Source organism: Kitasatospora purpeofusca, from assembly GCF_042691725.1.
Lineage (GTDB): Bacteria > Actinomycetota > Actinomycetes > Streptomycetales > Streptomycetaceae > Kitasatospora > Kitasatospora purpeofusca_B.
The window spans coordinates 1,719,140-1,731,222 of record NZ_CP170483.1; the positions used below are offsets into that span (position 1 = coordinate 1,719,140).

Genomic DNA, 12,083 nt, shown 5'->3' on the forward strand with positions numbered 1-12,083 from the left:
CTGCCCGCCGGTCCGGGACCGCGCGCGCCGGAACCACGAGGGGGGATCCCGGCCCTGACGTGGACGCGCCCGGTGAGCGATCGGTGAAGACAGGGCGTACGTACGGCCGATTTGACGGGAGCTTCCCCGCCTACGGACCATCAGCGCTTTGCCACCGTTCGCAGGCGCTCCTACGCTCCCGCGTCATGCCCTCACCCCTGACCAGCGTCGTGGTCCCCGCCTACGACGAGCGGAGACAGCCGGCGGACTGCCTGGACTCGCTGCTCGGGCACTTCCGTCATCCATGGAACGGATGTGTCATGGCCCGGCGAGCGGAGCTGTACGACCGTAAGCCAAATGGGGCTCCATGGGTTGCCAAGAGTCTCCGCAATGATGCGCCGGTCGCCAAGACCGCCCCCCAAGGGCAACCGCACCCGTGCACCCAAGAGTGTCCGCCGGATGTCGGGCCTGTCGACAATCGACCACACCCCGCACTGACTCCACCGACTCCAAAACCTAGGCCGGATCGGCCGTAAACAGGCGAGGCCACAGCCCGAGAGCTGAGGCCTCGCAATGTCAAGCACCCTTGCAGTGCTAGCTGTTGCCACCGCTGCTGCCGCCGCCGGTGCTGCCGTTCCCGCTGCCGTTGTTCCCGCCCCCGCCATTGTTCCCGCCCCCGCCGCCGGTGGTCGGCGGCACCGACAGGAAGCTGAGCAGGCCGCCCAGGACGTTGGGGTTGTAGACGTAGGTATTGCCGCAGTTCGCCACGAAACCGTCGGAACCCGCGGAACAGAAGACCCCGGGCTGCCCATGGTGGTCGCCCTGGTGCCCATGGTGGCCACCCTGGTGACCCCGGTGGACACCGGAGTTCGCGCCGGCCACGCCCGCGCCCGTGAGCAGCAGGCTACCGACAGCAGCAACAACGACGGCGATTCGTCTGATCATCGTTTCCTCACTTGTGGAGACCTTGGCTCATCCTGCGGACCTCCGCGCGCCGACGTTGTCAGGCGCGATGACCGCCACCGGCATTGCTGAAAGGTTCACTCGGATCGGTCAGCAGGGGCCGATCACTGCGAATAGCCATGCCCCAGCCAACCCGGCGAGCCCAGTCGGCAAGGCATCCCGCCGGGACGAACTGTCGACGCCGTCGAATACCTTCTTCACTCACTCAAGAGGCGGCGCACAGCCCACCACAGTGATCAACTTCCGGCCGACTCCTCAGGGTCAGGGCTCCTGTCGTTGTCGGCGCCGTCCCGCGCAACCATGTGGTCGAGCCCGGTGCCCAGCCTCCGCACGCCCGGGAGCGTCCCTCTCGGGAACACGACGCCGTGACCGTCGCGGCGGGAAGCCTTGCGCCCTCGACGCCCTGGGCTCCCTCGCCGACCGGCCGGCCCGGACCGGGCCGGCCGACCCGCTGCCCTTCGGCCGCACCCGGCAGCACGGCGGCCGGGACCGGCCCGGCGGCGCAGGTGGCCGGGCGGTCAGGCGTGCGCGGTGCCGCCGTCGGCGGCGAGGGCGGCGGCGATCCGGCGCAGGGTGTCGGCACGGACCTCGTCCGGCAGCGGCGGCAGGAGGTCCATCCACAGCGGCAGGGTGGAGCCGAGCAGCTGCCGCTGGCCCTCGGGACGGGCGATCAGCCACAGGTGGAGGTGGGCCGCGCCGTCGCCCCAGCGGCTCACGTGGACCCTGCCGATGCCGCCGAGTCCGAGGATCGCCCGCTCCACGCGCTGGAGCACCGGGCCGAGCTCCGCCGCCCGGGCCGGCGGCAGGTCGAGCAGGTCGTGGTGGCCGCGCGGGTTGAGCAGCAGCACGGCGGGCAGGCCGTGCGGTTGGCCGTAGGCCCGCAGGCGCCAGTGCTCGTCGGTCCAGACGAAGTCCTCGTCCGGGCGGTCGCACTCGCCGCACTCCGCCGCGCCCGCCTCGCCGTGCCGGGGCGGTTCGGGCAGCTCGGGGGCGTCCAGCGGCCGCACCCGCAGCTCGCCCCCCTCGGCCGGCTGGTACGGGAAGATCTCCCAGGACGGTGCGGCGTCCTCGGGGATCGGGAGCCGCTCGCCGACCGGCAGGTGGGCGAGGAAGGGGCGGGGGTCGTCGTGAGGGTCGGTGATCATGGAAGCCGACAGTGCCAGACGCCCCGCCTCCTCGGCCAGCCCTTTCCCGGTACCGCCCGCCCGGCGCGGCTGCGATGATCGGCTCAGCCGCACCCATCACCTGGACGCGCCCACCGCCCGGGAGGACCGCCCGTGAGCCGACCCGACACCGCGCCCGGCACCGACCTGGCCCGCGAACTGTCCGCCGTGCTGCGCGGCGACGTCCGCTTCGGCGCCGCCGAGCGCACCGTCTACAGCCACGACGCCTCCAACTACCGCCAGCTGCCGCTCGGCGTCGTCAAGCCCGCCGACCTGGACGACGTGCGCACCGCGCTCGCGCTCTGCCGCCGCTACGAGGTGCCGGTGGTGGCGCGCGGCGCCGGGACGAGCATCGGCGGGCAGGCGATCGGCCCCGGCGCGGTGGTGCTCGACTTCCGCCGCCACCTCGGCGCCGTGCTCGGCGTGGACCCGGAGCGCCGCACCGCGCGGGTCGAGCCCGGCACCGTCCTGGACGACCTGCAGCGCGCCGCGCGCCCGTACGGCCTGCGGTTCGGGCCGGACCCGTCCACGCACGGCCGCTGCACCCTCGGCGGCATGATCGGCAACGACTCCTGCGGCGCGCACTCGGTGGCCTGGGGCCGGACGGCCGACAACGTCGAGTCACTGGACCTGCTGCTCGCCGACGGCACCGAGCTGACCGTCAGCGGCCCGCTCGGCCCGGACGGGCGCGCCGCGCTCGCCGCCCTGCCCGGACGCGCCGGCCAACTCCACCACCGGCTCCAGGAGTTCACCGAACGGAACCTGGCCGTCATCCGCCGGGGCATGCCCGTGCTGCCGCGCCGGGTCTCCGGCTACCCGCTGGACGCGCTGCTGCCCGAACGCGGCCACCACCTGGCCCGCGCGCTCACCGGCACCGAGGGCACCTGCGCGCTGCTGCTCGGCGCCACCGTCAAGCTGGTCGAGGACCCGCCCGCCCGCGCCCTGGTGCTGGCCGGCTACCCGGACGAGACGGCCGCCGCCGACGCCGTCCCCGCGCTGCTGCCGCTCGGCCCGCTCACCGTCGAGGGCATGGCCGCCGACCTGGTCGCCGCGCTGCTCGCCGCCGGGCCGCGCCCGCCCGCCCTGGACCGGCTGCCCGACGGCGCCTGCTGGCTGTTCCTGGAGACCGGCGGCGCCACCCCGGCGGAGGCGCTGGACGCGGCCCGCCGGATCGCCGACGCCGTCCGGCGCGAGCGCACCGCCACCGTCGCCGTGGTCACCGACCCGGCCGAGCAGCGCCAGCTGTGGGGCGTGCGCGAGGCGGGCGCCGGCACCGTCACCCGGCTCCCCGGGGGCGGGGAGGCGTGGCCCGGCTGGGAGGACTCCGCCGTCCCGCCGGAGCGGCTCGGCGACTACCTGCGCGAGCTGCGCGCGCTGCTGCGCCGGCACAGCCTGCGCGGTGTGCCGTACGGGCACTTCGGCGAGGGCTGCGTCCACCTGCGGATCGACTTCCCGCTCGCCGCGCCCCACGGGGTGCTGGTGTTCCGGGAGTTCCTGGAGCAGGCCGCCGATCTGGTGGTCTCGTACGGGGGTTCGCTCTCCGGCGAGCACGGCGACGGCCAGGCCCGCGGCGAGCTGCTGGCGCGCATGTACCCGCCCGAAGTCATCGAGCTGTTCCGGGAGTTCAAGCGGATCTGGGACCCGGAGCGGCTGCTCAATCCGGGCACCCTGGTCGACCCCCGCCCGCTCGACGCCAACCTGCGGTTCACCGGCCCGGTGCTTCCGCTGCCGCTCGCCCTGCCGTACGAGCAGGACGGCGGCAGCCTCGCCAAGGCGGTGCGCCGCTGCGTGGGCGTCGCCACGTGCGTCGACCCGGCCACCGGGGTGATGTGCCCCAGCTACATGGCCACCGGCGAGGAACGGCACTCCACCCGCGGCCGGGCCCGGCTGCTCGCCGAGATGCTGCGCGGCGGCGGCCCGTCCGGGGGCGCGATCACGGACGGCTGGCGCTCGGCCGAGGTCCGCGAGGCACTGGACCTCTGCCTCGGCTGCAAGGGCTGCGCGAGCGACTGCCCGGTCCACGTCGACATGGCCACCTACCGGACCGAGTTCCTGTACCAGCACTACCGGCACCGGCCGCGGCCCGCCGCGCACTACGCGCTGGGCCGGCTGCCGCTCTGGCTGCGCGGCGCGGCCCTGGCGCCCGGCCTGGCCAACACCGTCGCCCGCTCACCGGCGGCGGGCGCGCTCAAGCGGCTCGCCGGGATCGACCCGCGCCGGGTGCTGCCGGTCCTGCCGCCGGAGACCTTCACCCGCTGGTACCGGCGCCACCGCGCCGCCACCGGCCCGGCCCCGGCCGGCGCGCCGCCCGTGCTGCTCTGGCCGGACACCTTCGCCGACCACCTGCAGCCGGAGGTGCTGCGCGCGGCCGTCGAGGTGCTGGAGCACCTGGGCTTCGACGTCCGGCTGCCGGCCGGCCCGGTCTGCTGCGGGCTGACCTGGTACTCCACCGGCCAACTCCCCGGCGCCCGGAGGGTGATGCGGCGCAGCCTGGCCGCGCTCGCCGCCACCGGCCTGCCCGCCGGCACCCCGGTCGTCGGACTCGACCCGAGCTGCACCGCGACCCTGCGGGAGGAGGTGCCGCGCCTGCTCGGCGCCGAGGGCCGCCCGCTGGCCGAACGGACCCGCACCTTCGCCGAGTTCATCGACGAGTACGCGCCCGACGCGCCGCTGCCGCAGCTGCCGGTGGACGCCGTCACGCAGACCCACTGCCACCAGCACGCCGTGCTCGGCAGCGCGGCGGACCGCCGGGTGGAGCGGCGGATGGGCGTCGCCAACCGGGTGCTGGACTCGGGGTGTTGCGGGCTGGCGGGCAACTTCGGCTTCGAGCGCGGCCACTACGAGGTGTCGGTGGCGATCGCGGAGCGCGTCCTGCTCCCCGAGGTGCGCGCCGCCGGGCCGGAGACCGTCCTCCTCGCGGACGGCTTCAGCTGCCGCACCCAGATCGCCCAACTGGCCGACGGCCGCCGGGCCCTGCACCTGGCGGAGCTGATGCGGCGGGCGCTGCGCGCGCAGCCTTCCGACGACCGGCGGACCCCCTGACGCCGTGCGACGCTGACACCGTGCGGCGCTGACACCGTACGGCGCCGACACCGTACGGCGCGGACGCCGTGCGACGCTGACACCGTGCGACGCGCCCGCCACAATGGCGGCATGACCCTCACCACCGCCGAGGCGGACCGGATCCTGGCCGACAACTTCGCCCCCTGGGTGCGGGCGCTCGGCCTGTCGGTGACCGACACCGGCGAGCGCCACGCCGTGCTGCGGCTGCCCTGGTCCGACCAGCTGGCCAGGGAGGGCGGGGCGCTCTCCGGCCAGGCCCTGATGGCCGCCGCCGACACCGCCGGCGTGATCGCCGTCGCGGCGGCCCGGGGCGGCTTCGGCCCGGTGACCACCGTCCAGCAGTCGGCGAGCTTCCAGCGCGCGGTCACCGGGCGGGACGTCCTGGTGCACGCCCGGGTCACCAAGCTGGGCCGGCGGATCGCCTTCCTGGACATCACCCTCGGCGCGGAGGGCGAGGAGGACGCGGCGGCCCACGCCACCGCGGTCTACGCGCTGGCCTGAGCCGCCCTGTCCGGTCCGGTCCTTCACACGCCCTGCGGCGTCTCCAGCACCTCCTTCGAGCGCGGCGAGTCCTCGGCGCAGACCGCCGTCACGAACTCCGCGACCCGCGCCTGCGGCATACCGCGCGCGATGTCCGCCTCGCTGATCATGCCGACCAGCTCGTGCTCCGGGTGGTTGATCACCGGCAGCCGGCGCACCCGGTACTGCTCCATCACCCGCAGCACCTGCTCGACGTCCTCGTCCGCCTCCACCGTCATCGGCCGCCCCTGGGCCACGTCCCCGGCCGTCACCTGCTCCGCGTCCAGGCCCTCGGCCACGCATTTGAGCACGATGTCCCGGTCGGTGAGGATGCCCAGGAGCTTCTGCCGCTCCCCGCAGATCGGCAATGCCCCGACTCCGCGTTCCTTCATGATCCGGGCCGCGGCGGCGAGCGTCTCGTGCTCGCGCACGCACTCGGCGCCCCGGTGCATGATGTCGCCCGCATTGGTCATGATCGGCCTCCTGACGTGCCTGCCACTCCCACGTCTCCATCGTGGTCCGGCGCCGGGAGCCCCGCCACCGGGCCCGCTACGTCCCGCCGTCGCCCTGCTCGCCGCTGCCCTGCTCACCGCCGCCCTCGCGCCGCTCCGGCGGGTCCAGCGGCGAGTGGTCCAGCACCTCCTCCAGGGGCGGCAGTTCCAACTGCTCCATCTGCTCCAGGCCGGGCAGCGTCGGCGCCTGCGCCGTCCCCTGCTCCACCGCGTCCGCCCCGTCGACACCCCGCTCGGCGCCGTCCCGCTCGGCGACACCGCGCCGGTGCGTCTCGGTCGCGCTGTCCAGGAACCGCAGCAGCTCCACCGGGAACGGCAGCACCAGCGTCGAGTTCTTCTCCGCCGCGACCTCCACCACCGTCTGCAACAACCGCAGTTGGAGCGCCGCCGGGGTCGCGCTCATCACCGCGGCCGCCTCCGACAGCCGCGCGGACGCCTGGAACTCGCCGTCCGCCGTGATGATCCGCGCCCGCCGCTCCCGCTCGGCCTCCGCCTGCCGGGACATCGAGCGCTTCATCGCCTCCGGCAGGGCGACGTCCTTGATCTCCACCCGGTCGATCTCGATCCCCCAGCCCAGCGCCGGGCTGTCGATCATCAACTCCAGGCCCTGGTTGATCGGTTCGCGGTTGGCCAGCAGGTCGTCCAGCTCGCTCTTGCCGATGATCGACCGCAGCGAGGTCTGCGCCACCTGGGAGATCGCGAAGTTGTAGTCCTGCACGTTCACGATCGCCTTCACCGGGTCCTCCACCCGGAAGTACACCACCGCGTCCACCCGGACGGTCACGTTGTCCCGGGTGATGCCCTCCTGCGCCGGGATCGGCAGCGTCACGATCTGCACGTTCACCCGGCGCAGCCTGTCCGCGACCGGCAGCAGCGCGACCAGTCCCGGATCGCGCACCTCGTCGCGCACCCGACCGAAGCGGAACACCACGCCCCGCTGGAACTGCTGCACCACCCGCAGGCTCAGCCCGCCCACCACGGCCGTCAACAGCAGCACCGCGACAATGACCCCGACCACCACATCGACGACCATGACGGCCTCCTCACGCAGCAGCGAGCCCCGGCCGTCGCCGACCCGACCCGGCCGTCGGCCGCCGGAACCACTGGTTCCACGCTACGCCTGCCCGGTCGGCGCCCGGTCGAACCCGGTTCACACCCTAGGATCGTCGCCATGCCGCAGCCGCAGCCCCCCGCCGGCCCGCCGGACCCCGCCGACAACCCGGACCACCCGCGCCACCCCGCCGCGGCCGCCGCCCGCGCCGCGGACCTCACCGCCCTCGACCGCGTCGTCACCGGCTGCCGGGCCTGCCCGCGGCTGGTCGAGTGGCGCGAGGAGACCGCCCGCACCAAGCGCCGCGCCTACCTGGACTGGGACTACTGGGCCCGCCCCATCCCCGGCTTCGGCCCGCCCGACGCCCCGCTCGTCCTGGTCGGCCTCGCCCCCGCCGCGCACGGCGCCAACCGCACCGGCCGGATCTTCACCGGCGACCCCTCCGGCGACCTGCTCTACGCCGCCCTGCACCGCCTCGGCCTGGCCAACCGCGCCGAGTCCGTCCGCCACGGCGACGGCCTGGCCCTGCACGGCGTGCGGATCACCGACCCGGTCCGCTGCGCCCCGCCCGACAACAAGCCCACCACCGCCGAACGCGACACCTGCCGCCCCTGGATCGCCCGCGAACTCGACCTCCTGCGCCCCACCGTGCGCAGCGTCGTCGCACTCGGCGGCTTCGCCTGGCAGGCGCTGCTCCCCGCGCTCGACGCGGCCGGCTGGACGCTCCCCCGGCCCCGGCCGCTGTTCGGCCACGGCGCCCACGTCACCCTGCCGGCCCGGGACGGCGGCCCGCCGCTGGAGCTGTACGGCTGCTACCACGTGAGCCCGCGCAACACCAACACCGGCCGGCTCAGCACGACCATGCTGCGCGAGCTGCTGCGCACCGCCGCCCGCACCGCCGGACTCGACCCGGCCGAGGAGTGACGCCCGCCCTCAGACGAACCGGGCCAGCTTCGGCCGCGCGGCCCGCGCCCACACCTCGGGCAGCGCGAGCCGGGCCCGCTCCGCCTCCGCCAGCTGCTGCCCGTAGAGCACGCCGTAGGCGAACTGCTCCTCGGACGCGCCCGCCCGGTCCCGCAGCGCGGCCGACGCCACCACGGCGTCCTGGTGCTCGCCCAGCACCTCCTGGACGGCCTTCATCCGCTCCACGTACCGCTCCGCCGCCCCGCCCGCCACCGGCACCGCGGTCTCACCCGCGTACCGGGCGCGCTTGGCCGCCTTCCGCGCCTCGTGCAGCGCCACGTCCCGCTCCGCGCCGCCCGCGAGCGCCGACCGCACCCGCTCCGCCGTCCGCCGCTGCTCGCGCGCGGCCACGCGGGCCAGCTCCGGTCCGGCCGCCCGGCCCGCCCGGCCGCGCAGCGGCGGCTCGGCCAGCAGCGCCGTCAGACCGTCCGCGAGGGCGCGGCGGCGCGGGCTGTCCAGCGCGGCCACCACCTCCGGCCGGACCCGCCGGTACTCGGCCCTCCCCCAGCGCTCCAACTCCGCCGCGACCCGCTCGGGCCCGCACTCCGCGGGCAGCTCCCGCGCCCGAGCCGCCAACCGCTCGCCCAGCACCTCCCGGTCCCGGGCCCGCCCCAGCGCGGCGGCCAGCCATCGCAGCTCGGCCACCAGCTCGTCCGCGGCCCCCGGCGCGAGCAGCCGCCGGTAGGTGCGGAAGGCACTGCGCAACCGCCGGCACGCGACCCGCATCCGGTGCACCGCGTCCGGCTGGTCCGCCCGCACCGCCTCGTCCAGCCCGGCCAACACCTCAGCCTGCGCCCGGACCCGCCCGAGCACCACCTCACCCACCGTGACCACATCGCCCGCCATCCGCCCGCACCCTTCCCTGGCGCCTCCGGAACGCCTCCAGGCTAGCCCTCCCGCCCCACCCCGGGCAGACCCCCTTCCGACCACCCCCCAAGGGCCAGGCGAACCCGAAAAGCCGACCCACCCGACGCCCCACGCCACCTCCCAACCCAGCCACACCCCGCCCCGGCGGCACGCGACGCGAGAAGTCGACCGGCCCGACTTCCCACGCCGCCACCCTGCCAAGGCACCCCACACCCGCCCGCCGGCACACAACAGCAGCCTCAATTGACAGGAACACGCGGATTCAAAAGTCGACCCACCCGACTTCCCACTCCACCAACCAACCCAGCCGCACCACCCAGGATCGCCAAGCCCCCCGCGAGACGCAGCGCCACCCAACCCGGGAAGTCGGCCGGGCCGACTTCTCGCGCCACCACCCCACACACAAACCCCCGCCCCAGCACAACAGCACCCCGCGTGGGAAGTCGACCCGGCCGACTTCCCACTCCACCAACCAACCCAGCCGCACCACCCGGGATCGCCAAGCCCCCGGCGAGACACAGCGGCACCCAACCCGGGAAGTCGACCCGGCCGACCTTCCACACCACCAACCCACACACAAACCCCCGACCCACCACAGCAGCACCCGGCCTGGGAAGTCGACCCGGCCGACTTCCCACCCCACCAACCAACCCAGCCGCACCACCCGAGATCGCCAAACCCCCCGCAAGACGCAGCAGCACCCAACCCGGGAAATCGACCCACCCGACCTTCCACACCACCACCCCACACACAAACCCCCGCCCCACCACAGCGACACCCGGAGTGGGAAGTCGACCCACCCGACTTCCCGCTCCATCAACCAACCCGGCGGCACGCGGCGCGAGAAGTCGACCGGCCCGACTTCCCACGCCGCCAGCCTGCCAAGGCACCCCGCACCCGCCCGCCGGCGCACAACAGCAGCCTCGATTGACAGGAACACGCGGATTCAAAAGTCGACCGGGCCGACTTCTCGCGCCACCCCGCTCCGGCGGGGCTGTGTCGGTGTGGGTGGGCTCAGGGGCGGAGTTGGACGGCCAGGGACATGGTGTAGCCGACGAGGGCGGCGAAGAAGACCACGGCGGTGGTGTAGCGGGGGGTGAAGGGGAGGCCGGCGAGGGCGGGGTAGAGGAGGACGGCGGTGCCGGCGGCGATGTCGGCGAGGTAGAGGCCCCTGGGCGGGGCGATGCCGGTGCTGCGGGCGGCCCAGCCGGTGGCGACCAGGAAGCCGGTGAGGAGGATGAAGCCGGACAGCAGGCCGGCGCCGATGCTGGAGAGCACGGGGTGGGGTTCGGGCGGGAGTTCGCCCTCCGGGACGACCGGGCGCACGCGGTGGGCGACGGCGAGGGCGCCGACGGCCAGGGTCACGCACGCGGCGGCGCTCAGCAGGGGGGCGGGGTTCATCGGCGGCTCCGGGAGGTCGCGTGGTGGTGGCCGAGGGCGGCCGCGAGGGCGGCCGGGACGAGGACGGTGAGGACGAGCACGGCGGTCCAGGTGCTCGGGTCGAGCCCGACGGCGGGCGGAGCGGCGGGGGGCGGGGGCACGGCGGCGACGACCGCGAGGGTGGCCGTCGGGCTGGGGGCGGGCGGCGGGACCGGGGGCGGGGGCTGCGCCGTCCAGCTGGGCGAGGCCTGCGCCGGGACGGGCACGGCCGGCCGAACGGGCGCCACCGCTTCCACGGTGATCGGGGCCCGGGGCGGGATCGAGGCCGGGGCCGGTTTCACCGGGTGCGGTGAGGCGGCCGGGGATGTCGGCACCACCAAGGGCACAGGCGCAGGCGCGGGCACGGGGCTCGGCGAAGGAGCCGGCGAAGGGAGCGGCGACGACGACGGCGCCGGGGACACCGTCGGCGTCGGCACGACCGCAGTCGGCGAGGGCGAGGGCGACGGCACCGACGGCGACGGGCAGTGCCACGGCGACGGCCAGGGCAAGGTCCACGGCACCACCGGCGGCGACGGCGCCACCGGCACCGACGGCCCCGGGCCAAGGGCGTAGTCCATCGCCCGATTGTCGGACCGTCCCACCGCCCCCGTCAGCGCCTGACGCCCCCTCACCCGCCCCGCGCCCCGCCAAACCCATCGCTTCGGTGAACTCCCCGCCCCCACCTCCCGAACGAACAACCGATGCGGGACAACCTGTGCCCCGATCCGGCCGCAACCCCGGACGCACCCTCGTGCCCGTTGTAAACGTCGTGACATACTCCCGGACGTGACGACCTCCACCCACGCGACGAGGGCCCTGCGGGCCGCGGTGTTCACCGCGCTCGCCGTGCCGCTGTCCGCGCTGGGCCAGGTCCTCATCACCGGCCGTCCGCTGCCGCTCACCCTGGTGGCGATGGCCGCCGCCGTCGTCTTCCTGGTCTCGGCCGTGCTGGCCGGCGGGGAGCGGCGGCTGTCGCAGATCGCGGCCGTGATGGTCCCGGTCGAGCTGCTGCTCAACACGACCTTCAACCTGGGCCAGACCACCTGTGGTCCGGTCCTCGGCGGCGACCTCCCGGCCCGCGGCATGAACCTGCTGGTCTGTGGCGGCGGCTCGGTGGACGGGTCCTCGCTGTTCTACGGCCAGTTGGGGCATTCCGGACGGCTGGCGCCCGCCGCCACCCAGGTGCTGCTCCTGCTGGTGCACCTGGTGATCGCGCTCGCCGCCGCCACCTGGCTGCGGCTCGGCGACGCCGCCCTGTCGGGCCTCGGGCGGGCGCTGCGCGCACTGCGCCAGGCCGTCGCGGCGCCGCTGCGGGCGCTGGTCCTGCTGCTGGTCCCGGCGCCGGTCCGGCCGGTGCTGCGGGTGCCGCTGCCGGTCCCGGACCGCCGCCGCCCGCGCCGTGAGGACGTGGTGCTGAGCCCGGCACCGCGCCGCGGCCCGCCGCTGCTCGCGCCTGCCTGCTGACGAGCCTTTCGAAGGCCGGTCCTCCGAAGGACCCGTGGCGGGCGGCGCACAACTCCGACTCTCGTCCAGTCACCCCTCCGGCCGACGCATGCCGCGCACCCGTGCAGAGCACGCCGTGCC

Annotated in this window: 12 protein-coding genes; 5 read left to right on the top strand and 7 right to left on the bottom strand. The window is 75.3% G+C overall.

The features are described from left to right. Positions 1–573 precede the first annotated feature (573 nt). Positions 574–924 (bottom strand): hypothetical protein, encoded by a 351-nt coding sequence (locus ACFCLZ_RS06765; RefSeq protein WP_380283825.1) that lies wholly within the window; start codon positions 922–924, stop codon positions 574–576. A 536-nt stretch (positions 925–1,460) separates the two neighbouring features. Then, entirely contained in the window at positions 1,461–2,087 is a 627-nt protein-coding gene (locus ACFCLZ_RS06770) for a hypothetical protein (protein WP_380283826.1), read from the bottom strand. A 132-nt stretch (positions 2,088–2,219) separates the two neighbouring features. On the opposite strand from ACFCLZ_RS06770, the gene ACFCLZ_RS06775 reads away from it, so the two are divergent. Next, positions 2,220–5,147, top strand: coding sequence for an FAD-binding and (Fe-S)-binding domain-containing protein (locus ACFCLZ_RS06775; protein ID WP_380283827.1), 2,928 nt, complete (start codon positions 2,220–2,222; stop codon positions 5,145–5,147). A gap of 111 nt (positions 5,148–5,258) precedes the next feature. After that, positions 5,259–5,669 carry a PaaI family thioesterase gene (locus ACFCLZ_RS06780; protein WP_380283828.1) on the top strand — a complete coding sequence of 137 codons (411 nt, stop codon included), beginning with the start codon at positions 5,259–5,261 and terminating at the stop codon, positions 5,667–5,669. Positions 5,670–5,692: 23 nt separating this feature from the next. On the opposite strand, the gene ACFCLZ_RS06785 is transcribed toward ACFCLZ_RS06780, so the two are convergent. Both ACFCLZ_RS06785 and ACFCLZ_RS06790 read right to left on the bottom strand, forming a co-directional pair. Continuing rightward, positions 5,693–6,160, bottom strand: coding sequence for a CBS domain-containing protein (locus ACFCLZ_RS06785; protein ID WP_380283829.1), 468 nt, complete (start codon positions 6,158–6,160; stop codon positions 5,693–5,695). A gap of 76 nt (positions 6,161–6,236) precedes the next feature. Continuing rightward, complete coding sequence (locus ACFCLZ_RS06790; protein ID WP_380283830.1) at positions 6,237–7,232, bottom strand: slipin family protein; 996 nt, start codon at positions 7,230–7,232, stop codon at positions 6,237–6,239. Between the two features lie 138 nt (positions 7,233–7,370). On the opposite strand from ACFCLZ_RS06790, the gene ACFCLZ_RS06795 reads away from it, so the two are divergent. After that, entirely contained in the window at positions 7,371–8,174 is an 804-nt protein-coding gene (locus tag ACFCLZ_RS06795; protein ID WP_380283831.1) for a uracil-DNA glycosylase, read from the top strand. A gap of 9 nt (positions 8,175–8,183) precedes the next feature. On the opposite strand, the gene ACFCLZ_RS06800 is transcribed toward ACFCLZ_RS06795, so the two are convergent. The 3 genes from ACFCLZ_RS06800 to ACFCLZ_RS06810 all read right to left on the bottom strand — a co-directional run bounded on the left by ACFCLZ_RS06800 (position 8,184) and on the right by ACFCLZ_RS06810 (position 10,747). Further along, positions 8,184–9,059, bottom strand: coding sequence for a CHAD domain-containing protein (locus ACFCLZ_RS06800; protein ID WP_380283832.1), 876 nt, complete (start codon positions 9,057–9,059; stop codon positions 8,184–8,186). A gap of 1,035 nt (positions 9,060–10,094) precedes the next feature. Beyond that, entirely contained in the window at positions 10,095–10,481 is a 387-nt protein-coding gene (locus ACFCLZ_RS06805; RefSeq protein WP_380283833.1) for a hypothetical protein, read from the bottom strand. Next, positions 10,478–10,747 carry a hypothetical protein gene (locus ACFCLZ_RS06810; RefSeq protein ID WP_380283835.1) on the bottom strand — a complete coding sequence of 90 codons (270 nt, stop codon included), beginning with the start codon at positions 10,745–10,747 and terminating at the stop codon, positions 10,478–10,480. Before ACFCLZ_RS06810 ends, ACFCLZ_RS06805 begins: the two co-directional genes overlap by 4 nt. A 10-nt stretch (positions 10,748–10,757) precedes the next feature. Between ACFCLZ_RS06810 and ACFCLZ_RS06815 the strand changes: the two genes are divergently transcribed. Together ACFCLZ_RS06815 and ACFCLZ_RS06820 are read left to right on the top strand one after the other, a co-directional pair. Continuing rightward, positions 10,758–11,072, top strand: coding sequence for a hypothetical protein (locus ACFCLZ_RS06815; RefSeq protein WP_380283836.1), 315 nt, complete (start codon positions 10,758–10,760; stop codon positions 11,070–11,072). Between the two features lie 213 nt (positions 11,073–11,285). Further along, a complete protein-coding gene (locus ACFCLZ_RS06820) occupies positions 11,286–11,963 on the top strand; it encodes a hypothetical protein (RefSeq protein ID WP_380283838.1) in 678 nt (225 codons plus the stop codon). Positions 11,964–12,083 lie beyond the last annotated feature (120 nt).